The sequence below is a fragment of the Streptomyces sp. NPDC005423 genome (genome assembly GCF_040606415.1).
In the GTDB taxonomy this organism is placed as follows: domain Bacteria; phylum Actinomycetota; class Actinomycetes; order Streptomycetales; family Streptomycetaceae; genus Streptomyces.
In genome coordinates this window covers 75940-100265 of record NZ_JBEXET010000003.1, presented here as the reverse complement: position 1 = coordinate 100265, position 24326 = coordinate 75940, and the positions used below count along the sequence as shown (strand labels likewise).

The window sequence follows — 24326 nt, the reverse complement described above, 5'->3', positions numbered from 1 at the left end:
CACGGCAGTTGGGCCGGTTCAGCCGGTCTCCGGCGGTTCCGGTTCGGCCGCCTCCCGCCGGGCCGTCGAGCGCGCCTCCCGGGAGGCGTTGCCGTACCGGCCGTCGTAGCGGGGGGTGTCCGCGGCCCCGGGGACCGGGTCGGCGGGGAGGAAGTCGTACGGGTCGAACGTGGAGTCGTGGTCGCAGGGGACGGCCGGGCCCTCGACGACGGGGAGCACGGCCGGGACCGGCTGGGCGGGCGGGACCGGATCACTCTTGATGCGCGGCTCATCCTGGGCCCACGCCCGACGGGGGAGGCGAAACCGTCCCTTCCCGACCAGGGACGGGAATCCGAACCCGCGGCGGGGCGACTCGGCACGGACGGCTTCGGAGGCGGGCGCGGGCTTGCGGGCGGACGCGGGGGCGGGCGCGGGGGCCGGCACCGCGGCGGACGGGACGCGCTCGCGGGGCTGCCGCAGCCGCCAGGCGCGCAGACCGACCGCCGTCGGTACGGCGACCACCGCGACCCAGACCAGCGCCGCCGCCCCCGCCTGCCACCACACCGGTCCGAAACGGGCGAGCGCGGCGACGCCGAGCGGCCCACCGGACCATTCGGCGAGCAACGCGAAGGCGAGCGCGCAGAGAAGGGCGGCCAGCGCCGCGTTGGCTGCGGTGCGGCCCGGGGTCCAGGGGTCCGCCGAGGGGTAACGGGCCTTCCTGGAAAGGGAGTTGGGGCGGCGCGGGACGAAAGCCGGCGGCCGGGTCGGAAGCGGGGCCGGGGTCGCGCGGGTCGCGGTGAACCAGCCCACCGTCACACCGGCCGCCAACGGCACCAGTCCCGCCAGCCAGTTCAGGGGCGTACCGGGCCCCGCGTCGGGGACCGCCGCCAGCAGCGGGAACGGCGGGAGCAGGGCACCGGGGGCCGAGGAGAGCGGGGCCGCCGCATGGCTCACACCGAGCGCGAAACCGGGGCCGAGACCGTACGAGGCAGCCCACACGGCCGCATTGGGGACCAGCGCGAGACAGAGCAGCAGCACGGCGAACCGGCCCGACACGCCCTCGGTCAGATGCTGGAAGGACGCCCGGGCCGCACCCCCGTGCCACAGCAGCGAGACCCCCAGCAGCAGCGCGCCGCCGCCGACGAGCACCGCCGTGCCGGCGCCCGCGGCCCGCGCGGCGGTGCCGAGCCGCAGCCGGGCTCGCTCTCCGCGGAGCAGCCGTCCGAGAAGCAGCCGTCCGAGCCCGGCCGGCAACAGGGCCAGCACGTTGCGCACCGGCTCGCTCGGCCGCCCGTACGCCGTCCACACCCCGGCTCCGGCCACGCCCGCCACCAACGACGGCAGGCACAGCACCGTCCGCCACGACGGACTCAGTGCACCGCCGGACGCGTAGAGCGCGGCGGCGGTGCCGACGGTGAGATAGCCGAGGGTGACGCCCGTCCAGGCGGTGCGGGCCGCGACCGGCGGCGGCCCCTCGGAGTCGTCCGCACCGCCCGCACCGCCCGCACCGTCCATGCCGGCCGTCGCCTCCCGGGCTGCCCGGTGCACCAGCCAGACCGGCGGCGCGAGGAGGAGCAGTGGGGTGACGCCCAGCGGCGCGGGGACACCGGAGGGGGTGTGGGTGCGGAGCAGTTCGACCCCGTGCGCGAGCAGCCACAGCGCGGCGGCGACGTGCAGCGCGCCGCCGAGCCCGCTGTCGGGGTACGGCGAGCTGATCCAGAGCACGATCACCAGGACGGCGAACGCGCCGAGCCCGAGCCCCGCCGCGACGGCGCCGCCCAGGAAGCTCGCGGACAGTCCGGGCGACCGGTCGCGCAGCCGGGCGAGCAGGGGCGACAACGACGGCCTGCGGTGGGTCATAGGGATCACGACCGCCATGCTCCCAACGACACGCGCTTTCTCGTCGTAACAGGCGAAGCTCGGAAGTGTCGATCAATATGCGTTTATGTTCTTTTTCGTACGAAGGGGTGTCCTGTGACGCTCAGCGCCCCGAACCCGCTCCCCCCACCCAAGGAACGCCGGCGCCTGCGCGAGGCCCACGCGCTGACCCAGGCCGAACTGGCCTCGCTGGTGGGCGTCACCCGCGAGACGGTGCGGGCGTGGGAGACCGGCCGCACCACGCCACGCGGCCGGAAACGGGAGACGTACGCGAAACTGCTGCTCACCTTCGCGACGGAGGCGAAGGCGGCAGCGAAGGCAGCCGCCGAGGCCGGCCCCCGGACGGCCGTCCGCCAGGAGGAGTTCGTGACCCACGCCGTCCCCGCCCCCCTCCCCGCCCCCGTCGACGCCGGCAGCCCCGTACCGACCGCGGAACCGGTCACCGGGGCCGGTCCCGAACCTGCCGGACCGACCGCTCCCTCGACGCCCACTCAGGCCTTCGACGCGCTGTACACGTTCTGCACGCCCGCCCTCGTACGTCAGGCGTACCTGCTCACCGGGCGGCGCGACCTCGCGCGCGAGTCCGTGGAGCGGGCCTTCCAACTCGCCTGGCAGCGCTGGCCCGAGGTGGCCGTCGACCGGGACCCGGCCGGCTGGGTGCGCTCGACGGCGTACGACTTCGCCCTCTCCCCCTGGCACCGCTTCCGCCCCCGGTACCGCCACCCGGAACCCCCGCCGCCCGACCCGTCCGACCGCGCCCTCCTCGACGTACTGCTGAAACTCCCGCCGTCGTACCGCCGCACCGTGCTGCTCTACGACGGGATCGGCCTCGGGCTGCCGGAGACCGCCGCCGAGACGGAGGCGAGCACCCCGGCCGCCGCGAACCGGCTGCTTCGCGCGCGCGAGGCGATCGCCGTACGGATCCCGGAGCTGGCGGAACCGCCCGCACTGAGCCGGCGGCTGGCCGAACTCGCCACCACGGAACGGCTCCGGGCCTCCAGCCCGCCCGCGGTACGGACCGACGGCGAGCGCCGCGCGCGCCGCTGGACCCGGGCCGCGATCGTCTGCACGGCCGGCATCATCGGCGCCACGTCCCTCACCCTGCGCACCGCCCCGACACACTACGAGCCCCCCGTGGCGCCCGGCGCCGCAGTGCAGGGGCTGCCGCGGCCGGTGGCGCAGGGCGCGCTGTCGGAGGAGGAGGCGGCCCTGCGCGCCAAGCTCCGCGCCGAGAGCCAGCAGGGTCCCGAAAGGGTGCTTCCCGTGCTCCGCTGAACGCACGGGGGCCCGCCCCTCTCGCGAGGTGCGGGCCCCTGTGATGGTGCGGAGACGTCAGCCGACGAGGCTGCGCCCAACTGCCGGGAACGGCACCCGGGTCAGCTGCCGAGAATGGCGCGCGCCAGCTTCGCCGTCTCGGTGGGCGTCTTGCCGACCTTGACTCCGGCGGCCTCCAGGGCCTCCTTCTTGGCGGCGGCCGTGCCGGAGGAGCCGGAGACGATGGCTCCGGCGTGGCCCATGGTCTTGCCCTCGGGCGCGGTGAAGCCCGCGACGTAACCGACGACCGGCTTGGTCACGTTCTTCGCGATGAAGTCCGCGGCCCGCTCCTCGGCGTCGCCGCCGATCTCGCCGATCATGACGATCAGGTCGGTGTCGGGGTCGGCCTCGAACGCGGCGAGCGCGTCGATGTGCGTCGTACCGATGACCGGGTCGCCACCGATACCGACGGCGGACGAGAAGCCGATGTCACGCAGCTCGTACATCATCTGGTAGGTCAGCGTGCCGGACTTCGAGACCAGGCCGATCCGGCCCGGCTTGGTGATGTCGCCCGGGATGATGCCGGCGTTGGACTGGCCCGGGGTGATGAGACCGGGACAGTTCGGGCCGATGATCCGGGTCTTGTTGCCCTGGGACACGGCGTACGCGTAGAACGCGGCCGAGTCGTGGACGGCGATGCCCTCGGTGATGACGACCGCGAGGGGGATCTCGGCGTCGATCGCCTCGACCACGGCGGACTTGGCGAAGGCCGGCGGCACGAAGAGGACCGACACGTTCGCGCCCGTCTTCTCGATCGCCTCGGCGACCGTGCCGAAGACCGGGATCTCGGTGCCGTCGACGTCCACGGTCGTGCCCGCCTTGCGCGGGTTGACGCCACCGACGATGTTCGTGCCGTCGGCGAGCATGAGCTTGGTGTGCTTCATGCCCGTGGAGCCGGTCATGCCCTGGACGATGACCTTGCTGTCCTTGTTGAGGAAGATAGCCATGGCTGTTTAGTCCCTCGTCCCTTACTTCGCAGCCGCGAGCTCGGCGGCCTTGTCGGCCGCGCCGTCCATGGTGTCCACGCGCTGGACCAGCGGGTGGTTGGCGTCGGAGAGGATCTTGCGACCCAGCTCGGCGTTGTTGCCGTCGAGACGGACGACCAGCGGCTTGGTGACTGCCTCGCCCTTGTCGGCGAGCAGCTGGAGCGCCTGCACGATGCCGTTGGCGACCTCGTCGCAGGCGGTGATGCCGCCGAAGACGTTGACGAAGACGGACTTGACGTCCGGGTCGCCGAGGATGATCTCCAGGCCGTTCGCCATGACCGCGGCGGAGGCGCCGCCGCCGATGTCGAGGAAGTTGGCGGGCTTGACGCCACCGTGCTTCTCACCGGCGTACGCGACGACGTCCAGGGTGCTCATGACGAGACCCGCGCCGTTGCCGATGATGCCGACCTCGCCGTCGAGCTTGACGTAGTTGAGGTTCTTCTCCTTGGCGGCGGCCTCCAGCGGGTTCGCCGCGTCCTTGTCCTGGAGGGCGTCGTGCTCCGGCTGACGGAACTCGGCGTTCTCGTCGAGGGAGACCTTGCCGTCGAGAGCGATGACGTCACCGGAGGCGACCTTGGCCAGCGGGTTGACCTCGACGAGGAGCGCGTCCTCGGCGACGAAGGTCTTCCAGAGCGTGACGAGGACGTTCGCGACCTTGTCGGCCACCTCGGCCGGGAACTTCGCCGCCGCGACGATCTCGCGGGCCTTCTCGGGGGTCACACCCTCGTTGGCGTCGATCGGCGTCTTGGCGACGGCGTCGGGGCGCTTCTCCGCGACTTCCTCGATCTCCATGCCGCCCTCGACGGACGCGATGGAGAGGAAGGTGCGGTTGGTGCGGTCCAGGAGGAAGGAGACGTAGTACTCCTCCAGGATCTCCGGGGCGGTCTCGGCGATCATCACCTTGTGGACCGTGTGGCCCTTGATGTCCATCCCGAGGATGTCCGTCGCGCGGGCGACGGCCTCGTCCGGAGTGGCGGCGAGCTTCACGCCGCCGGCCTTGCCACGCCCGCCGACCTTCACCTGGGCCTTGACAACGGACTTGCCACCGAGCCGCTCGGTGGCTGCGCGGGCCGCCTCAGGCGTGTCGATGACTTCACCGGCCAGCACCGGTACATCGTGCTTGGCGAAGAGGTCCCTCGCCTGATACTCGAACAGGTCCACGCGCTTCCGCCCCTATCAGTGATCTCGCGGTTCGTTGGATGCGTGGGCGTGCCGCGAAGGGCAACGTGACGTCCGCTAGTCACAGGGGAGGCGCACACGGTGTCCGAGCGCGCGGCATGTCCGCCTCGCAGGTTATCGCCGGTGACCGGGGGTCTCTAAATCGCGGGTCACACCTGAGCGGTGATACCTGTCACATGATGCCGGGATCGGTGACACGCAGTGCCGCCTGGGCGGGGGCCCCACCGGGTTGGGGTTGGCCCGGTGGGGCCCCTGGTTCAGCCCCTCGGGGGCTCGGGGCGCACGGTCCACCCGAAGGGGGGACCGTGCGCCCCGTCCGCGAGGCTCGGCCCGGACAGCCGACGGCTTTCGGCCGTCCGGGTCCGCCACCTCACGAAGTCGTGCACGGGACGGTGCGAGTGGGGCGCGTCGCGGCGGCGCTCAGACGCGGTGCGCGCCACCGCCGCCGTGCGCACCACCGCCGTACGCGCCGCCGCCATACGCGCTACCGCTGTGCTGCGGGGTGCGGACGGGGGGCGCACTCTGCCTGTTCCGTGCGCAGGCGATACGGGCGGCCCGGGCGCCCTGGATCCCCCGGATCGCGGCCGCCCCCCTGACGGTGGTGCGGTCCGCGGTCGGGACGGTGATCTGGGCGGCGATACGGGCGGCGGCCGGCGTGAAGACGTTCTGGTTCATGGTGGCGTCAGATCCTTGGGGGTTCCACGAGAGGGCGAACCGGACGTCCCGTGCCGGACCGAAGGGTCGACGGCAGCGGGCCCGGCCCGTACGGGCAGGACTTCGGCTTTCGGAACGGTCTTCCCTAACCGGGAAAGACCGGCACGTCCCGGTACCTGTCCCGCGTCCCGGCCACGTCCGCGCCCGCGGTCGCCCCTGGTACGAGCCGCGACGGCGCCCTGAAATCCACGGCCACCGCGTGCGTGACCGGATGGCGCGCCCCGCAGTTGTCGACGGCCGACTGGCTGCCCGACGCCCCGCCGGAGTCACCACCGGGCGCCCGCGGGGTGGGCGGCGCGTACCGCACGGACCAGGCGGCCCGCACAACCGCACCGCTCTCGGCACCCCCGCCGGTCTCCCTGGCGACAACGCGCGGCCCGTAGGCCCCGGCCGCCACCGCTCCTACGGCCGCCCGTGCGGACCCGCCCGCATCGAAGTCGGCGTTCGCGGCATCGGCGTTCGCAGAGTCGGCCTTCGCCGCCGCGTCGTCCGCGGGCCGCGTCACCGACCCACCGGTCCCGGAGACCGGCGCCTGCCCGGCGGGCACGGAGGGCGCGGAGGGGAGAGACGGAAGGGCGGGAACGGTGGGGAAGGACGGCGGCACCGTCGGGACGGTCGGCGAGGGCAGTCCGGGAAGGGTGGGCGGAGCGGGAAGCGTGGGAACGGCGGGGAGTGTGGGGACGGCGGGGAGGCTGGGGACGGCGGGGAGCGTGAGCTCGGTGGGGAGCGGCGGCAACTGGGTTTCCGCGTTGGCCAGCCCCGTGGTCACCGCCCCGACCACGTCTCCGGCCGACCGCACGACCTGGTCCGTCACGAACCGGTCCGTCACCGGCCTCAGCACCCGCCGCGTGACCACCGCGACCGGCCGCCGGGGAGGCACCGCGTGAGACGCCCTCGCTCCGGACGGTCCTACGACGGTCCCGGCCGCCGACGCGGGAGCAGCACCGCGGGCCGGCGCAGGGGCGGCGCCGCCGTGGGCCGCCGACGCTGCGCTGACGCTGGGGACCGGCGAAATAGCGGAACCAGTGCGGGGCGGCGAAGTAGCGGTACCAGTGCGGGACGCCGACACGGCGGTGCCGCCGTGGGCCGCCGACGGGGCGCGGCCCGGAAGCGACGGTGCCGGGGTGCCGACGGTGATACCGACCGTGACCGACACCGCCGGTCCGTCATGCCTCGGGCCGCCCTCCGCCGCCTGGGCCCGTTCCCCGCAGAGGAAGCCCAGCACGAGCAACCCGCCCAGCAGCAGCGCCAGTTGGAACACCCTGCCCGGCGCACGCCGTCCAACCGCCGTACGCGGAAGGCGCAGAGCGGCACCGGACGAGGCGACCGGCCAGATCAAGGCGAGGAAAACCCTTCCGTGCGGCGGCAGTCGAGTACGTGTGGAGCGGGGCGACGATCACGCACCGCCCGCAAGAGGTCGAACCTCGCATGAGCTCCCAACGTCGCGCAAGCCCCCTGTTACCGATGGGTACCCATGTCCGGTATGCCGGGGCTGCTACTCGGTGCCTGGTATCGGGCTCCTGGTGTCACGCCGTGTCGGGTATCGGGAGCGGACGCTTCTCGATCGCCGCCGCCATCACCTCCGGGAACAGGTCGGGCGTACAGGCGAAGGCGGGTGCCCCCAGCGCGCCCAGCGCCGCCGCGTGCTCCCTGTCGTAAGCGGGCGCCCCCTCGTCGGAGAGCGCGAGCAGCGTCACGAACTGCACCCCGGACGCCTTCATCGCCGCGACCCGCTTGAGCATCTCGTTCCGTATCCCCCCTTCGTAGAGGTCGCTGATCAGCACGACCACCGTCTCCGCGGGCCGGGTGATCTGCGACTGGCAGTAGGCGAGCGCCCGGTTGATGTCCGTACCGCCGCCGAGCTGTGTCCCGAAGAGCACGTCGACAGGGTCGTCGAGCTGGTCGGTGAGGTCGACCACCGCGGTGTCGAAGACGACGAGCCGGGTGCTGATCGACCGCATCGACGCCAGCACCGCCCCGAACACGGAGGCGTAGACGACGGAGGCCGCCATCGACCCCGACTGGTCAATGCAGAGGACGACCTCCTTCTTCACGGACTGGGAGGCGCGCCCGTACCCGATGAGCCGTTCCGGCACGATCGTGCGGTACTCGGGCAGGTAGTGCTTGAGGTTGGCCGCGATCGTGCGGTTCCAGTCGATGTCCTGGTGGCGCGGGCGGCTGACCCGGGCGCTCCGGTCGAGGGCACCGGTGAGGGTGGCCCGGGTGCGGGTGGCGAGCCGCTTCTCCAGGTCCTCCACGACCTTGCGCACCACCGCCCGCGCCGTCTCCTTCGTGGTCTCGGGCATCGCCTTGTTGAGGGAGAGCAGCGTGCCGACGAGGTGCACGTCGGCCTCGACCGCCTCCAGCATCTCCGGTTCGAGCAGCAGTGCGGAGAGTCCGAGGCGGTCGATGGCGTCGCGCTGCATGACCTGCACCACGGAGGACGGGAAGTAGGTCCGGATGTCACCGAGCCAGCGCGCGACCGAGGGTGCCGAGGCCCCGAGCCCCGCCGCGCGGTCCCGGTCGTTCCGGGGCCGGTCCCCCTTGCCGTAGAGCGCGGCGAGCGCCCCGTCCATCGCCGAGTCCCGCCCGGAGAGCCCGCAACCGATGCCGTCCGCCGTGTCTCCCCCGAGCACCAGCCGCCACCGCCGCAGCCGCTCCTGGGCGGGGTCCGCACCCGAATTCGGGGCCGTCATGTCCGTCATGTCCGTCGGGTCCGTTGTGTTCGGCGCGTCCGTCGCGTCCGTCGCGTTCGTGTCCGTCGTCATCCGCGTGCCTCCGTACGCACCCGGTCCCAGAGCGGCACCACCCGCACGGCGCCCGTCGCGCCGCCCCCACCCCTGCCCGTGCTCACCGTCTGCCGCCTCTCCCCGGTTCGCCCCGTGCCGTTCCGCGCGTTCCTCGCGTTCGTCGCGTTCGTCGCGCCTCTCGCGTTCGGTCCGTCGGTCGTCATCTCGTCGCCCCCGCAAAGTTGTTGCCGTTGTCGGCGTTCTCCGCCGCTTCATCGAGTCCCAGCAGCAGGCGCAGCACGGGCAGTACGGCGTGCGCGCGGCCGGTGTCGAGGTCCGGTGCGAAGCCGGGGACCCCGGCGACCCCGCCGGGCGTCCTCCCCCGCGCCGCCGGCCCACGCCGGACCAGCTCGCCGAGGGTTCTGCGTACGCCCGGTTCGTACGCCGAGAAAGTGCGCCGCAGCAGTGGCAGTACGTCGGTGAACGCCTCGGCCGGTACCTCCGTCAGCCACGCGTCCACCAATCCGAGCAGCCGCTCGTCATGGACGAGGAGCATTCCGCCCCCGCCACCGCCACCGACGAAGCCCTCGATCCACGCGGCCGCGTCGGCCGGTGGTGTGCCGGGAGACAGGACGAGCCCCATGAGCAGCGCCGCCTCGTCCGGCCCCAACTCCCCTTCGTCCAGCAGGAGTCGTACCGCCCGGCCGCGAATGACCCCCGGCACGCTGTCCCGGGCGGTGAGGCTCCGGAGCACCGCGCGCCAGCGCACCCGCAGGTCGTCGCGGTCCGGGACCGACCCGTGCTCCGGGCCGGTCCGCGTCCCGGTCTCGGTCCCGGACGCCGCCCCGGTCTCGGTCCCGGACGCCGCCCCGGTCTCGGTCCCGGACGCGGCAGGGACAGCGGGGGTGGACGCTGTCGTCGGCGTCGGCGTCGGCGTCGGCGTCGGGGCCTCGGCGAGGAGGCTCACCGCTCCGTGCACCGCGTCCACATGGCGCCGCATCTCCTCGGCGCCGTCGGCGTCGAGCGAGGTGCAGGCCGGCGGCAGGCCGACGAAGACCCGTTCCGCGAGGCCCGCGGCGACCTCGGCGAGCGCCCGGGTGTCGGTGCCGCGTACGTCGCCGTAGCGCAGGGAACGGACCAGGGCCGGGAGCGCCTGGGCAAGGTGGCCGACGTCCGCGTCGAGTGCCGCGCGGTCGGCGAGGACGCGCATCACCACGGGCAGCGCGTCCGGGAGTTCGGCGAGCAGGCACTGCTCGGCGAGCGCGGTGACCTCGGCGAGGTGCCGCGCCGCGACGGCGTCGGCCTCGGCCTTGGCGGTCGCCGCCGCCGGCACGGTCGTGCCCCACACTCCCGCTTCCGCGACCCGTACGGCCAACTCCGGCTCCCAGCGCAGCCGCCAGGTCTCCCGGAACGTACCCGTACTCCCCCGCGACGCGGCCGGCTCGCCCCACTCGACGCGCAGCAGCCGCAGCCGGTGCAGGAGCCGGCTGCGCCCGGCGTCGGTCTCCTTGCGCAGGTCGAGCTCCAACTCCCGTTCCAGCGCCTCCGGTTTGAGCCGCAGCCGGCGCTGCGACCGGTCGAGGTCACGCTGCAACGGCACCGCGGGCGCGCCGCGCGGCACCTCGCCCAGCACCTCCCCGACGACGAGCCGGTCGTGCACCAGTGAGAGCGGCACGTCCGAGCCGTCGCACATCACCGCGCGCACCGCGTCGGTGGTCTCGCCGAGGCCCGGCAACGGCCGGCCCCGCATCGCGGCGAGCGTCTCCGCCAGCCGTACCGCCTCGATGACGTGGGCCGGGGAGACGATCCGGTCCTCGTCACGCAGCAGCCCCGCCACCTTGGTCATCCACCGCTCGATGGGCCGGTCCGGTACGCCGAACAGATGCCCGTACCACCCGGGCGACTCGATGCCCGCCCCGTAGCCGCTGGCCCGGGCGAGCCGGCGATGCGTCCACGGCACCCAGGTCAGCTCGGCCTTGACCTTGGGCAGCCCCTTGAGCAGCGCGCGGTCGGCGGCGACAGCCGTCCTCCGCCGCAGTGCGGGCACATGCCAGGCCCCGCAGACCACGGCCACGTCGTCCCCGAACTCGCGCCGCGCGGAACGTACTTGGAGCCGCATGTGCGCCTCCCGCACGAGATCCCGGTCGTGCCCGCCGACTCCGTACGCCTCGCGCAGCGCGCCCATCGCCTCCTCCAGCACGGTGAACGGCGCGAGCGCGTCCCCCTCCCCCGCGCCCCGGTGCTCGACGACGTCCTCCCACCAGCGCTCGGGGTCGTCGTAGCCGGCGGTCTCGGCGAGCACGGCGAGCGGATCGATCCGGAGGCCGGCCGCGGCGGGGTGTCCGACGGGCTCGGGCCCCTGGGGCGCCGGCTGCTCCGTCGGTTCCGGCCCGGGTGGCTCGGCCGGACCGGCCTCGTCGTCCCGGTTCCACGCGAGCGTGTGGACGGCGGGCAGGTCGATGAAACGGGCCGGGACCCCGTGTTCCAGGGCCCACCGGATCGCGACCCACTCCGGGGAGAACTCGGCCAACGGCCAGAACGCCGAGCGGCCGGGTTCGTCCACGGCGTGCGCGAGCAGGGCGACCGGCGGCCGCATGTCCTCGTCGGCGGCGAACGGGATCACCGCGTCGGCCTCGGGCGGCCCCTCGATGAGCACGGCCCGGGGCCGAACCGCCGTCAGCGCCGCCCGCACCGCGCGTGCCGAACCCGGCCCGTGGTGCCGCACCCCGAGAAGCCACGGCCCCGCGCCGGAGTACCCGCTTCCGTCACTGCCTGCCACGTCGTCCCCCTCCCCTGACCGAACCCGCCGTACCGAACTCGTCATACCGCCCCCGCCGGACCGGACTCGCCGTACGAACGCCGCCGTACCGACCCCGCCGGACCCGACTCGTCATCCCGACCCCGCCGTACCGGAACCAACGCACTGGACCACCGCACTGGCCCACGGAGCCGAACCGCCGAGCCGAACCGGACCACCACTCCGCCCCGCGACTCCGGACCACCGCTCCGAACCCCCGCTCCGAACCGCCCCCTGCCGCTGCTCACCCGTTCACTTCCCGGCAGGCGCGGTAGAAGTCCTTCCAGCCGTCGCGCTCGCGGACGACCGCCTCCAGGTACTCCCGCCAGATGATCCGGTCGGCCGCCGGATCGCGGACGACGGCCCCGAGGATGCCCGCGGCCACGTCGCCGGGTCGCAGTACGCCGTCGCCGAAGTGGGCGGCCAGCGCCAGCCCGTTGGTGACGACGGAGATCGCCTCGGCCGTCGACAGGGTGCCGCTGGGCGACTTGAGCTTCGTACGGCCGTCGGAGGTGACGCCGTCGCGCAGCTCGCGGAAGACGGTCACCACCCGGCGGATCTCGTCGACGCCGTCGGGCACGGACGGCAGGTCGAGCGAGCGGCCGATCTGGTCGACGCGGCGCGAGACGATCTCCACCTCGGCGTCGGCGCTCTCCGGCAACGGCAGCACCACCGTGTTGAAGCGGCGGCGCAGGGCGCTGGAGAGATCGTTGACCCCGCGGTCGCGGTCGTTGGCCGTGGCGATCAGGTTGAAGCCGCGGACGGCCTGCACCTCCTGCCCCAACTCCGGTATCGGCAGCGTCTTCTCCGACAGGATCGTGATCAGCGTGTCCTGCACGTCGGCCGGAATGCGGGTCAGCTCCTCGACCCGGGCCGTCATCCCGTCCGCCATGGCACGCATGACGGGGCTGGGCACCAGAGCCTCACGGCTCGGGCCGTGCGCGAGGAGCCGCGCGTAGTTCCAGCCGTAGCGGATCGCCTCTTCCGGGGTGCCGGCGGTGCCCTGGACGAGGAGGGTCGAGTCGCCGCTGACCGCCGCGGCGAGGTGCTCGGAGACCCAGGTCTTCGCGGTGCCCGGCACGCCCAGCAGGAGAAGGGCGCGGTCGGTGGCGAGGGTGGTGACGGCGACCTCGACGATGCGGCGCGGGCCGACGTACTTCGGTGTGATCACCGTGCCGTCCGGCAGGGTGCCGCCCAACAGGTACGTCGCGACCGCCCACGGCGACATCCGCCAGCGGGCCGGGCGCGGCCGGTCGTCCTGCGCGGCCAGCGCGGCGAGTTCACCGGCGAAGGCGGCCTCGGCGTGCGGGCGCAGCTCCTCCGTCCTCTCGCTCGGGTCCACGGTCGTCGGCCCTGCGGTCGTCGGGTCCACGGTCTTCGGGTCTACGGACACAGTCATGGCTGAGGCCCCCTCCAGCTCGGCCGGTTCGGATCTGGTGTCCACCGTGCACCACGCCACTGACAATCCGTCCTGACCTGCGGAAACGTACGCGCACGACCGATTGTCAGTGGGGGGATCTACCTTCGATGACATGACTCAGCAGGGGGTGCGCTGGACGGCGGAGCAGGTGCTGGCACTGGCGCCTGACGCGGCGTCGCGCAAGGCGGGCAGCAGACTCGGCGCGGCCGGACCGTGGTCCGAGACGGGCGGTTCCGGGGAGGGGACGGTGTGGGGGCTGTGCGCGGGCAGTGGCAGCAGGCCGTATCAGACGGTCGTCGACCTCGCGGGCGTGGCGGGGCCCGCGTACAAGTGCAGTTGTCCGAGCCGTAAGTTCCCGTGCAAACACGCGCTGGGCCTGCTGCTGCTCTGGTCGGGCGGGGCGGACGCGGTGCCGGCGGGGCAGCCGCCGGACTGGGCCGGGCAGTGGCTGGCGGGGCGGCGCGAGCGCGCGGAGCAGAAGCGGGAGGGGGGCGCGTCCGGTTCCCCGTCGGGCGGGGATGCCGAGGCGGCGCGGCGCAGGGCGGAGCGCCGGGCCGAGCGGATCACCGCGGGGGCGACGGAGCTGGAGCAGCGGCTGGCCGATCTGCTGCGCGGCGGCCTGGCCTCGGCGGAACAGGCGGGGTACGGGATGTGGGAGGAGACCGCGGCCCGCATGGTCGACGCGCAGGCACCCGGACTGGCGGCGCGGGTGAGGGAGTTGGCGTCGATACCGTCGTCCGGGCCGGGCTGGCCGGTGCGGTTGCTGGAGGAGTGCGCGCTGGTCCATCTCCTCGACCAGGGCTGGCTGCGCCGGGACAGCCTGCCGGACGGACTGGCGGCGACGGTCCGCTCCCGCGTCGGCCTGCCCGGCTCGGCGGACGGCCCGCCGGTGCGCGACGACTGGCTGGTCCTCGCCCAGTACGACACGGCGGACGCGAAACTCACGACGCGCCGCATCTGGCTGTACGGCACCGCCTCGCGCCGCACGGCACTCCTCCTCTCCTACGGCGCCGCCGGCCGCGCCCCCGAGCTGGCGCTGCCGGTGGGGCTGGCCCTGGACGCGGAGGTGGCCGCGTATCCGGGCGCGGGGCAGTCGCGGGCGGCCCTGGGCGAGCGGTTCGCCGGGCCCGCGCCGACGGCGCACCGCCCGCCGGGGACGACGACGGCGCAGGCGGTCGCGCGGTACGGCGAGGCGCTGCGGGACGATCCCTGGCTGGACGCGGTGCCGGTGACGCTGGACGCGGTGATACCGACGCCGGACGGCGACGGGTGGCAACTGGCGGACGCCGGCGCGGACTCGGCGCTGCCGCTCACCCCGGGCGCCCGTTCCCGGCCGGGGCTGTGGCGGCTCGTCGCGCTCTCCGGCGGCGCGCCGGTCACGGTGTTCGGCGAGTGCGGCCACCGCGGCTTCACCCCCCTCACGGCCTGGCCGGAGGGGACCGGAGAGGCGGTCCCCCTGTGCTGACCGACCACCCGTCCCCTCCGCGGCACCCGGCAGAAAGGCAGCGCATGAACAGCACCCCCGTTCCGGCGGAACCGTCCCCGGCCGGCCGCTGGGAGGAACCAATGCCGCAACAGGCACTGGTCACCGTGGCGCTGCTCGGCACGGACCGGCGGACGCCACCGGCGGGCGGCCCGGCCCGGGAGGCGCCGGTCGCGCTATTGGACGCGGCCGCCCTGGAGACCGTACGACGGCGGGCGGGACTGCGGGCGGCGCCGGCCGCGAAGCTTCCCCCGCGGGCCCCGCACGATCCGCGGCCGGCGCTGCCCGCGGCGGCGGCCCGCAGACTCGCGATGCTGCTGGCCGACCGTCCGGGCTCGGCCGGCGGTGGCCGCCGGGGCTCCTCGCCGGACCTGATGGAACTGCTGCCCCAGTGGCTCACGGCGGCGAACGGGCACGGTTTCGCACCGCCCCCGGCGGCGCTGCCCGCGCTGCTGGACGCGGCCCGGGGACGGACGGATCTGCGGCCCGCCGCCCTGGAGTTCGCGGGGCCGCGCGCGCTGTGGCTGGCCCGCTTCAACCCCGACTGGCGGTTCGCCCTGCGGGCCACGCCCGGTGGTGGCGCGGCGCTGCCGGACCTCGACGACCAGGAGGGGGTGCGCCGGCTCTGGGAGGAGGGGCTGTTCGCGGAGCGGGTCGCCCTGCTCACCGCGGTACGGGCCCATCGGCCGCCGCACGCACGCGAGTTGCTCGCCACGACCTGGCCGACCGAGCGCGCCGAGGACCGGCTGATGTTCCTCGACTCGCTGCGGACGGGACTGCACGCGGCCGACGAGCCGTTCCTGGAAAGGGCGTTGACGGACCGCAGCCGCAACGTACGGGCGACGGCGGCGGAGTTGCTGTCGGCGCTGCCGGGCTCGGCGCTCGCCGCGCGGATGGCGGTGCGGGCCTCGGCCTGCGTGGCCGTCGACCGCACCCGTGCGGACCCGGCGCTGACAGTCGAGGCGCCGCACGAGTGCGACGCGAGCATGGAGCGAGACGGTGTACTCCCCAAGGCTCCGGCGGGACGGGGTGAACGGTCGTGGTGGTTCGGCCAGTTGGTGGAGGCGACACCGCTCGGAACGTGGACGCGGCGGCTCGGCGGACGGACGGCATGGGAGATCGTGGCGCTTCCGGTGGCGGACGACTGGCAGGGCGAACTGCATGCCGCGTGGTGCCGGGCCGCCGTCCGGCAGCGGGACCCGGAGTGGTCCCGGGCGCTGCTCGGAGTGCCGTCGGCGCCCGAGGCGGGCGGCCCCGGGGCGGTCTCCCTGGCGGAGCGCGCCAAGCTGCTCGGCATGCTGGACAGCGGCGAACGGGCCGAGTGGGTGGCCGGATTCATCGCGACCCACGGTCTGTCGGAGGCGTTCCAGCTGCTCGGTGTGTGTGCGGTGCCGTGGGCGGCGCCGCTGGGGCGGGCCGTGGTGGACGCGCTCGACATCGCGCGGGACGCGGGGAGTTACCCGTGGAGCTTCAGTGGGGTGATGGGGCTGGCCGAGCGGTGCCTCGATCCGGTCGAGGCGAGCCGGTTCGACGCGCTGCTGGCGGTACCGGCCGAGGGCGAGGACGCGGCACCGGGAGCGGGGGGTTACTGGGCGGAGGCGTTCCAACGACTGGTGACGACGTTGCGGCTACGGGCGGCGATGGCGGCGGAGCTGGAGGCGGAGGCCACGGGCTCGCGAGCACCGTAGGCCGCCGGCCTGCGCACGGGGGACGCCACCGGGCCGCGGGCGGCGGAGGCCCCCAAGTCGCGCGCGGCGCGGACCACCGAGCCGCGCGCGGCACCGGCCGCCGGGCCGGGTGCGCCGTGAACCGCCAGGCTCCGGGCACCGTAGGCCACCGGCCTGAGGGGCGCCGGGCCGGGGGTATCGCAGGCCGCCAAGCGAGGCGCGCCGCGGGTGGCGTAGCAGCGCGGGGGGCGCAGGCTCGGGTTGTCTTTCGGGCGGCGGAGCCGCCGTGGTCGCCGTGGCCGCCGCGGGCATCACGCGCTGGCCGGCTGGCCCACGTTCTGTCGTACCCAGTCCACGACCGTTCCGGTGGTCGCCCCGGGCGTGAAGATCTCCGCGACGCCCTTCTCCTTCAGCGGGGGGATGTCGGCCTCGGGGATGATGCCGCCGCCGAAGACCAGGATGTCCTCGGCCTCGCGCTCCTTGAGGAGGTCGAGCACGGCCGCGAAGAGCGTGTTGTGGGCGCCGGAGAGGATGGAGAGGCCGATCGCGTCGGCGTCCTCCTGGATCGCGGTGTCGACGATCTGTTCGGGGGTCTGGTGCAGGCCGGTGTAGATGACCTCCATACCGGCGTCCCGCAGCGCCCGCGCGATCACCTTGGCCCCGCGATCGTGACCGTCGAGCCCCGGCTTGGCCACCACTACGCGGATCGGACCGGCTGCCACACCCATCACTGCCTCCATGAAGCGACTGCGTCCATCCCTACCGACAGGTACTGGCGTACCCGCACCGACCGGGGAAGTGAACGAACGTTATCTCCAGCATCCCGCAACCGGCAGTTTCGCGGTGGAGACCGAGGGGGAAATCACACAATGGGACACGTTCACCGCGCACCGTTCCAGCGGGAACAGGCGCACCGGGAGCCGCAACGAGGTCGCCGCAGGCACGAAGGGCACGCACGGCGAGTAGAGCAGGCACGGCAGGTACGACAGGCACGGCACGAAAACGGGGAACCTCGTCGCCACACCGGCAGGGAGCCTCGACCCGTGACAGGCGTCACCGGCGTCACCACCGACGCCACGCCCCGCGCCCCTGCCGCACCGGCCGCTCGCGCCCCGTCCACGGTCCTCGCCGTGACTTCCACGGAGTGCACACAGGGGACAGGGCCGTCCGTTCGTGTGTGGACAGGAGGCCGGCCATGAAGGTCACCGAGGCGGCGACGCCCCTTCTCCCGCTCTGTCGGCGCCTCCTGCCGAGCAGCCTGACGGGCCTGTCCATGACTCTCCTGAAGGCCACCGCCCTGGAGATCGCGATTCTCACCGGGCACCTTCTCCTCTATCCCTCCGGCATCGCCCAGGAGCGCCGGGCGCTCCCGGCCCCGCTCGCCGCACCGGAGGGCACCGCGCAGCTGCCGATCGAGGCGAAACCGCCGGTCGTGCTGTTGCACGGGTTCATCGACAACCGCTCGGTCTTCGTGCTGCTGCGCCGCTCCCTCGCCCAGCACGGCAGGCAGCAGGTGGAATCGCTCAACTACTCCCCCCTGACCTGTGACATCCGCACCGCGGCGGAGCTGCTGGGCCGGCACATCGAGGAGATCTGCGAGCGCACCGGCAGCCGCGAGGTGGACATCGTGGGGCACAGTCTCGGCGGTCTGATCGCGCGGTACTACGTGCAGCGGCTCGGCGGTGACCTGCGGGTCCGTACGCTCGTGACGCTCGGTACCCCGCACGCGGGCACCCGGGTGGCGCCACTGGCGAACGCGCACCCGATCGTCCGCCAGATGCGACCGGGTTCGGAGGTGCTGGCGGAGCTGGCCCGGCCGGCGCCCGGCTGCCGTACGCACTTCGTCAGTTTCTGGAGCGATCTGGATCATCTGATGGATCCGCTGGAGACGGCCTGTATCGACCACCCGGACCTGCTAGCGCAGAACGTGCAGGTCAGCGGGGTGGGCCATCTCGCTCTGCCGGTCCATCCGGCGGTGGCGACCGGCATCCGCGAGGCACTCGACACTCCCGGAACCGCGGCCCCGGCCGTCGCGCGCACCGGCGGCCTGACCGTCGCGTGAGCACGGTTCACAGCTCCGTTCACAGCGCTCACCCATCCCACTGACATCGAACGCTATTCGAACGCAAGGCCAAACCCGGTCCCGCCGTCCCCCCAAACACCACCGAATGCCCCTTTCGGCGAGCGGGAAACCTGGCGAAGATTGTCGCGCCCGCATACCGCCGGGTACAGTCGCCGCACTGCTCTGGCAGCCCCTGTTGTCGAGGCGAAAGAGAAGTTGGTGAACGACCGTCACCCGTCGGGGACCATGACCACCCCGGCCCCGGCTTCGTCAGCCGCCCCGGCGCACCAAGCGCCGTACGGCGGCCACGAGGCCCAGTACGGCGACTTCACCACGTACGACCCCTACCAGACCAACGGTTTCGACCCCACCGGTCAGACCACGTCGACGTTCGCGGTCGATCCCCTCTTCGGCGAACTGCCGGGCGGCGGCCAGAACCCCGGTGCGTACGACACCTCGGGCTGGCCGACGGATGGTCAGCAGCCCACGCAGTGCGACCCCTACGCGGCCCAGCCTCAGGCCGTCTACGACTCCGGCGCCTACGACACCACCGCCTGGACGAGCGGACACCAGCAGCTCTCCAGCATCCCCCCGCAGTCCGGGGGCGCCGACGTGAGCGGCGAGTGGGAGACGAACTCCTGGGTTCAGCCCGGCACTTCGGACTCTCCGGCCGACCGGACCCAGCACTGGGACTGGGGCACGCAGACCTTCGACACCGGCACGTACGACGCCACGCAGTGGAACACCGGCGGCTGCGACGCACCGGCACAGGTCGGACACGAGGGGCCGTACGACGGATCGTACGAAGGGCCGTACGAAGGGCCGTACGACGGTGGCAACAACCCCTCCTCCGACGACACATACAGCGAACACCTCTCGGACGGCGGCGAGTTGACCGCTACCGGCGAAATGCCGGCCGTCACCGACCAGTTGGACCAGCCGGTCCAGTCCGACCGGCTGCCGCAGCCGGATGCGTCGGGGGGGTCGGAGCACGAACTCCTCGATGACGAGGAGGAGTTCACGCCGGCCGTCGGCTCCCGTACGGCGACGCGCGGCGCGGGCCGTTCCCGGCGGCGCACTCCGCCGAGGCGTTCCGCGCTGCTGACCATCGCCGTCCCGTCCGCGTGTGTGATGGGTGTGGCCGGGATCGCCGCCGCCTCGATCGGCACGCTGACCGGCAGCGGTGAGACCACGGCCTCCGCGTCGGACGCGACCACGGTGCAGCCGTCCACCGCCAACAACAAGCTGGACGCCCAGATCAAGAGCCTGTCGGCCGGCGCCGACGACTTCGCCGACCGGGCCAGCCGTACGCAGGAGCGCATCGACCTCAAGGCCGAGCAGGCCGCCGAGAAGAAGAAGGCGGCGGCGGAGGCGGCCCGCAAGGAGCGGCTGCGCCCCAAGTACGTACTCCCGGTGACGCAGCGGGGCCTCAGCGCCTACTTCGGTCAGGCCGGCGTCAACTGGATGTCCGTGCACACGGGCATCGACTTCCCGGTCTCGTACGGCACGACGGTGATGGCCGCGACCGACGGCGTCGTCAGCACGAAGTGGAACAGCGCCTACGGCAACATGCTGATCCTGACCGAGAAGGACGGCACGGAGACCTGGTACTGCCACCTCTCCAGCTACCGCGTGCCGTCGGGCACGACCGTGCAGGCCGGCCAGCCGATCGCGTACTCCGGGAACTCGGGCAACTCCACCGGCCCGCACCTGCACTTCGAGGTCCGCCCGGCCGGCGGGGCGGCGATCGATCCGCTTCCCTGGCTGCGCAGCCACGGACTCGATCCGACGTAGCGGCGCGGCCCCCGCTGGAGCGGGAGCCCTACAGCCCTACAGCTTCTCCACCGGCGCGTACCGCAGCAGCAGGCGCTTCGGCTTGGCTTCGCCGAAGTCGACCGTGGCCTCCGCGTTCGAACCCGTGCCCTTCACGTCGACCACCGTGCCCAGACCGAACTGGTCATGGGTGACCCGGTCCCCGACGGCCAGCGCGACCACCGGCTTCTCCGACGCCCTGCGGGTGGCGAAGCCCGCCGCGCCCGACGCCGAGGAGCGTGAGCGGGACGAGGAGAGCGAGGCCGCGATGCCCGACGCCGGGCCCGAGGAGAGCGGCGCGGAGGTGCCCCCGGTCCGCTTCCACTCCACGTGCACGGCCGGGATCTCCTCCAGGAAGCGCGAGGGCGGGTTGTACGACGGCTGGCCCCAGGCGCTGCGCAGTGCCGACCGGGTCAGGTACAGCCGCTCGCGCGCGCGGGTGATGCCGACGTAGGCCAGGCGGCGCTCCTCCTCCAGCTCCTTGGTCTGACCGAGGGCGCGCATGTGCGGGAAGACGCCGTCCTCCATGCCGGTGAGGAAGACGACCGGGAATTCGAGGCCCTTGGCGGTGTGCAGGGTCATCAGGGTGATGACTCCGGAGCCGTCCTCGCCCTCGTCGGGGATCTGGTCGGAGTCGGCGACCAGGGCCACCCGCTCCAGGAACGCGGCGAGTCCGACCGGCGCCCCGCCGTCCCCATCGACCTCACCCGCACCCTCGCTTTCGCCGTCGGCGTCCGCGTTCTCCTGCTCGAACTCCAGGGCCACGGCGGCGAGTTCCTGGAGGTTCTCGATGCGGGTCTCGTCCTGCGGGTCGGTGGAGGCCTGCAACTCGGCGAGGTAGCCGGTGCGTTCGAGGACGGCCTCCAGGACGGTGGCCGGTCCCGCGCCGGACTCGACGATGGTACGGAGGTCCTCCATCAGCGTGTTGAAGCGCTGCACGGCGTTGGTGGAGCGCGCGGCCATGCCGTACGCCTCGTCGACGCGCTTGAGCGCCTGCGCGAAGCTGATCTTCTCGCGCTGGGAGAGCGCGTCGATCATCGCCTCGGCGCGCTCGCCGATGCCGCGCTTGGGCACGTTCAGGATGCGGCGCAGCGGGACGGTGTCCTCCGGGTTGGACAGCACCCGGAGGTAGGCGAGGATGTCCCGGACCTCCTTGCGCTCGTAGAAGCGGACTCCGCCGACGACCTTGTAGGGCAGGCCGACGCGGATGAAGATCTCCTCGAAGACACGGGACTGCGCGTTCGTCCGGTAGAAGACGGCGACGTCCGCGGCCTTCGCCTCGCCCGCGTCGGTGAGACGGTCGATCTCCTCGGCGACGAACTGTGCCTCGTCGTGCTCGGTGTCGGCGACGTAGCCGGTGATCCGGGCGCCCTCGCCCGCGTTGGTCCACAGGTTCTTGGGGCGGCGGGACTCGTTGCGCTCGATGACCGCGTTGGCGGCGCTCAGGATCGTCTGGGTGGAGCGGTAGTTCTGCTCCAGGAGGATCGTCGTCGCGTTCGGGTAGTCCTCCTCGAACTGGAGGATGTTGCGGATCGTCGCACCCCGGAAGGCGTAGATCGACTGGTCGGCGTCGCCGACGACGCAGAGTTCGGCGGGCGGCAGGTCGTGCTCCGCGGGCGGCACGTCGACCGGGTGGTCGGAGCTGCCGACCAGCTCGCGCACGAGGGCGTACTGCGCGTGGTTGGTGTCCTGGTACTCGTCGACGAGGACGTGCCGGAAGCGGCGGCGGTAGTGCTCGGCGACGTCCGGGAAGGCGCGCAGCAGGTTGACCGTCGTCATGATCAGGTCGTCGAAGTCGAGGGCGTTGGCCTCGCGCAGCCGCGACTGGTACATCGCGTACGCCTGGGCGAGGGTCCTCTCGAACCCTCCCCCGGACTCCGTCGGGGAGGTGCCCCCGGTGGCCTGGGCCGCGAACTCCTCCTCGTCGATCAGCTCGTTCTTCAGGTTCGAGACCTTGGCGCTGAAGGACTTGGGCGGGTACCGCTTGGGGTCGAGGTCCAGGTCTCGGCAGACCAGGGCCATCAGGCGCCGGGAGTCGGCGGCGTCGTAGATCGAGAAGGAGGAGGTGAAGCCGAGCTTCTTCGATTCGCGGCGCAGGATGCGGACGCAGGCGCTGTGGAAGGTCATCACCCACATCGCGTTGGCGCGCGGGCCGACGAGCTGTTCGACGCGCTCCCGCATCTCGCCCGCGGCCTTGTTGGTGAAGGTGATCGCGAGGATCTGACCCGGGTGCGCGTTGCGCTCGCCGAGCAGGTGGGCGATGCGGTGGGTGAGCACGCGCGTCTTGCCGGAGCCGGCGCCGGCCACGATGAGCAGCGGGGTGCCGGAGTGGACGACGGCGGCGCGCTGGTTCTCGTTCAGCCCGTCCAGGAGCGCCGCCGGGTCGAGGGCCGGGCGGGGGGCGCCGCCCCGGTAGTAGGCGTCCCGGCTCGGCGGCACGTCGAACTTCCCGCCGAACAGGTCGTCCGGAACCGGGTCCGGCCCGTGCTCGTCCTCGGGCGGCGGCGGGGGCTCTTCCTCGTGGGCCCGAGGGGCCTGGAGATCCGCCAGGAAGCTGTCGTCAAAGAGGCTGCTCATCGCTCTACGAGTCTAGGGCGCCCCACTGACAACCGGCCGCCACCCCGGAAATCCGACGGGAATCCCGGGACTTGCTCACTCTGCGTCCCCCATCCGCCACCTACAGCGACACTTCGTGACAAGTGCGGACAGAACTACACCCAACGGCCATGGCGGGCAACGGACATGACCCAGGTCACGAAAATGTATCGGGCATATCACCCATCAACCTTCACAGAAGGCGCACGGGTTGGTTAGCGTTCGAACAGGTCGCACGACCCCCACCGGCGAACGTCGCCGGGCCGCGCGGCCTCCGCCACATCCGGTACGCCCAGGCGGCCGGAGCCGGGGACTCACACCGAACCCCTGGGGGATCGGGCCCAACTCCCTTTCGGGAAGCGGATCGTGGGGCAACCCTTCCGGACCACCCGCCCGAACCCGGCAGCCGACCCGGCACGCCGCACGGCAGGCGACCCGGCCGGCGACTCGGCAGGCGGAGCACGGAAGGAGTCGCCTGCTTTGGCGTCGTCGCACCGCAAAACGCGTTCCCCGGGGACGCGCATCGCAGGCATACGAACCCCCGTCCTCGCCGCGGCGGCCCTCACCTCCGTCGCCCTCCTCTCCCAGACGGCCGTCGCGGCCCCCTCCGCCGACGACGGCAAGCCGAGCGTCGAAGAGGTCGGGAAGAAGGTCGACGACCTCTACCGCCAGGCGGAGTCGGCGACCGAGAAGTACAACGCGGCCAAGGAGAAGACCACCCAGCAGCGCAAGCACGTCGACTCGCTCCGCGACGACGTGGCCCAGCGCACCGAGAAGCTCAACTCGGCGCGGCAGGAACTCGGTACGTTCGCCGCCGCCCAGTACCGCACCGGCGCCTCCGCGCCCGACACCGCGACCTTCCTGCTCGCGGACACCCCGCAGGACTACTTTGATCAGGCGCAGTTGATGGGCAGGCTGACCGACCGCCAGAAGAGCGCGGTCGACGACTACGTCACCGAGCAGTCCGCCACCATGAAGAAGCGTCAGGAGGCCGCCCGGAGTCTGGAGTCGCTCGACTCCGCGCAGAGCGACCTGCGGACGGCGAAGTCCACCGTCCAGAAGAAGCTCGCCGACGCCCGCGGGCTGCTGTCACGGCTGACCGCCCAGGAGAAGGCGCGGCTCGCGGCGATCGAGCGGAAGAAGCAGCGGGAGGCGGCGGCCGAGGCGGCGGATCTCGCCGCGCGGCAGAAGGCGCGGGCGGCGCAACAGAGCGCGTCGGGCTCCACCGGTTCAGCCGGCTCGTCCGACTCGTCGTCGGGTTCGTCCGACTCATCGGGGTCCTCCGGGTCGTCGGGGTCGTCCGGGTCATCGGCGGGGTCCGGCAGCTCCTCCTCGTACGCCGCCAAGGCGGCGAAGGCGATCGCGTTCGCCCGCGCCCAGATCGGCAAACCGTACGTCTGGGGCGCCACCGGCCCCGGCTCGTACGACTGCTCCGGCCTCACCCAGGCCGCCTGGAAGGCCGCCGGCGTCACCCTCCCGCGCGTCACCACCGCCCAGGTCGACGCCGGCACCACCGTCTCCCTCGCCGACGCCCAACCCGGCGACCTCGTCTTCTTCTACGGCGACGTCAGCCATGTGGGCGTCTACATCGGCGACGGCATGATGATCCACGCCCCGAAGCCGGGGGCGTACGTCCGCGAGGAGTCGATCTACTACGGCGGCGCGTCGATCATCCACAGCGTGGTGCGCCCGGCCTGAACCGTCGCCCGTG

The 24326-nt window shown here is 73.1% G+C and carries 16 protein-coding genes; 6 read left to right on the top strand and 10 right to left on the bottom strand.

All coding sequences use genetic code 11. The features are described from left to right. Positions 1-18: 18 nt before the first annotated feature. Positions 19-1857, bottom strand: coding sequence for a DUF6350 family protein (locus ABZT12_RS06700; protein ID WP_356378368.1), 1839 nt, complete (start codon positions 1855-1857; stop codon positions 19-21). Between the two features lie 96 nt (positions 1858-1953). On the opposite strand from ABZT12_RS06700, the gene ABZT12_RS06695 reads away from it, so the two are divergent. Beyond that, positions 1954-3132 carry a sigma factor-like helix-turn-helix DNA-binding protein gene (locus tag ABZT12_RS06695; RefSeq protein ID WP_356378364.1) on the top strand — a complete coding sequence of 393 codons (1179 nt, stop codon included), beginning with the start codon at positions 1954-1956 and terminating at the stop codon, positions 3130-3132. A gap of 101 nt (positions 3133-3233) precedes the next feature. Here ABZT12_RS06695 and sucD read toward each other — a convergent pair whose 3' ends face one another. The 7 genes from sucD to ABZT12_RS06660 form a co-directional block, all read right to left on the bottom strand. Further along, the gene (sucD, locus tag ABZT12_RS06690) at positions 3234-4118 is read right to left on the bottom strand and encodes a succinate--CoA ligase subunit alpha (RefSeq protein ID WP_356378361.1); all 885 of its coding nucleotides are present in this window, start codon (positions 4116-4118) and stop codon (positions 3234-3236) included. A 21-nt stretch (positions 4119-4139) separates the two neighbouring features. Continuing rightward, the gene (sucC, locus tag ABZT12_RS06685; protein WP_356378358.1) at positions 4140-5318 is read right to left on the bottom strand and encodes an ADP-forming succinate--CoA ligase subunit beta; all 1179 of its coding nucleotides are present in this window, start codon (positions 5316-5318) and stop codon (positions 4140-4142) included. A gap of 438 nt (positions 5319-5756) precedes the next feature. Beyond that, a complete protein-coding gene (locus ABZT12_RS06680) occupies positions 5757-6011 on the bottom strand; it encodes a hypothetical protein (protein ID WP_356378355.1) in 255 nt (84 codons plus the stop codon). A 124-nt stretch (positions 6012-6135) separates the two neighbouring features. Continuing rightward, positions 6136-6864, bottom strand: a complete 729-nt coding sequence (locus tag ABZT12_RS06675) for a hypothetical protein (protein ID WP_356378352.1) — start codon at positions 6862-6864, stop codon at positions 6136-6138. 712 nt (positions 6865-7576) lie between these two features. Next, positions 7577-8755: a VWA domain-containing protein gene (locus ABZT12_RS06670; RefSeq protein WP_356379015.1), complete on the bottom strand. Its 1179-nt coding sequence runs from the start codon at positions 8753-8755 to the stop codon at positions 7577-7579. A 244-nt stretch (positions 8756-8999) separates the two neighbouring features. Continuing rightward, a complete protein-coding gene (locus tag ABZT12_RS06665) occupies positions 9000-11558 on the bottom strand; it encodes a DUF5682 family protein (protein ID WP_356378349.1) in 2559 nt (852 codons plus the stop codon). Positions 11559-11820: 262 nt separating this feature from the next. Then, a complete protein-coding gene (locus ABZT12_RS06660; RefSeq protein WP_356378346.1) occupies positions 11821-12975 on the bottom strand; it encodes an AAA family ATPase in 1155 nt (384 codons plus the stop codon). A gap of 133 nt (positions 12976-13108) precedes the next feature. On the opposite strand from ABZT12_RS06660, the gene ABZT12_RS06655 reads away from it, so the two are divergent. Both ABZT12_RS06655 and ABZT12_RS06650 read left to right on the top strand, forming a co-directional pair. Further along, a complete protein-coding gene (locus tag ABZT12_RS06655) occupies positions 13109-14461 on the top strand; it encodes an SWIM zinc finger family protein (RefSeq protein WP_356378343.1) in 1353 nt (450 codons plus the stop codon). Between the two features lie 101 nt (positions 14462-14562). After that, a complete protein-coding gene (locus ABZT12_RS06650) occupies positions 14563-16167 on the top strand; it encodes a DUF5691 domain-containing protein (protein ID WP_356378340.1) in 1605 nt (534 codons plus the stop codon). A gap of 290 nt (positions 16168-16457) precedes the next feature. On the opposite strand, the gene ABZT12_RS06645 is transcribed toward ABZT12_RS06650, so the two are convergent. Next, complete coding sequence (locus ABZT12_RS06645) at positions 16458-16874, bottom strand: cobalamin B12-binding domain-containing protein (protein ID WP_356378337.1); 417 nt, start codon at positions 16872-16874, stop codon at positions 16458-16460. A 467-nt stretch (positions 16875-17341) separates the two neighbouring features. Here ABZT12_RS06645 and ABZT12_RS06640 point away from each other — a divergent pair, with 467 nt between their 5' ends. Further along, positions 17342-18208, top strand: coding sequence for an alpha/beta fold hydrolase (locus ABZT12_RS06640; protein ID WP_356378334.1), 867 nt, complete (start codon positions 17342-17344; stop codon positions 18206-18208). A gap of 219 nt (positions 18209-18427) precedes the next feature. Continuing rightward, positions 18428-20002 (top strand): M23 family metallopeptidase, encoded by a 1575-nt coding sequence (locus ABZT12_RS06635; RefSeq protein WP_356378331.1) that lies wholly within the window; start codon positions 18428-18430, stop codon positions 20000-20002. A gap of 36 nt (positions 20003-20038) precedes the next feature. Here ABZT12_RS06635 and pcrA read toward each other — a convergent pair whose 3' ends face one another. Next, positions 20039-22597, bottom strand: coding sequence for a DNA helicase PcrA (pcrA, locus tag ABZT12_RS06630; protein ID WP_356378328.1), 2559 nt, complete (start codon positions 22595-22597; stop codon positions 20039-20041). A gap of 498 nt (positions 22598-23095) precedes the next feature. Between pcrA and ABZT12_RS06625 the strand changes: the two genes are divergently transcribed. Further along, the gene (locus ABZT12_RS06625; RefSeq protein WP_356378325.1) at positions 23096-24313 is read left to right on the top strand and encodes an NlpC/P60 family protein; all 1218 of its coding nucleotides are present in this window, start codon (positions 23096-23098) and stop codon (positions 24311-24313) included. Positions 24314-24326: the final 13 nt, after the last annotated feature.

Coding starts and splice junctions, on each gene's coding strand:
- ABZT12_RS06700 (WP_356378368.1), bottom strand. CDS start 1,857: ATGGCGGTCGTGATCCCTATGACCCACCGCAGGCCGTCGTTGTCGCCC.
- sucD (WP_356378361.1), bottom strand. CDS start 4,118: ATGGCTATCTTCCTCAACAAGGACAGCAAGGTCATCGTCCAGGGCATG.
- ABZT12_RS06680 (WP_356378355.1), bottom strand. CDS start 6,011: ATGAACCAGAACGTCTTCACGCCGGCCGCCGCCCGTATCGCCGCCCAG.
- ABZT12_RS06670 (WP_356379015.1), bottom strand. CDS start 8,755: ATGACGGACATGACGGCCCCGAATTCGGGTGCGGACCCCGCCCAGGAG.
- ABZT12_RS06660 (WP_356378346.1), bottom strand. CDS start 12,975: ATGACTGTGTCCGTAGACCCGAAGACCGTGGACCCGACGACCGCAGGG.
- ABZT12_RS06655 (WP_356378343.1), top strand. CDS start 13,109: ATGACTCAGCAGGGGGTGCGCTGGACGGCGGAGCAGGTGCTGGCACTG.
- ABZT12_RS06650 (WP_356378340.1), top strand. CDS start 14,563: ATGCCGCAACAGGCACTGGTCACCGTGGCGCTGCTCGGCACGGACCGG.
- ABZT12_RS06645 (WP_356378337.1), bottom strand. CDS start 16,874: ATGGGTGTGGCAGCCGGTCCGATCCGCGTAGTGGTGGCCAAGCCGGGG.
- ABZT12_RS06640 (WP_356378334.1), top strand. CDS start 17,342: ATGAAGGTCACCGAGGCGGCGACGCCCCTTCTCCCGCTCTGTCGGCGC.
- pcrA (WP_356378328.1), bottom strand. CDS start 22,597: ATGAGCAGCCTCTTTGACGACAGCTTCCTGGCGGATCTCCAGGCCCCT.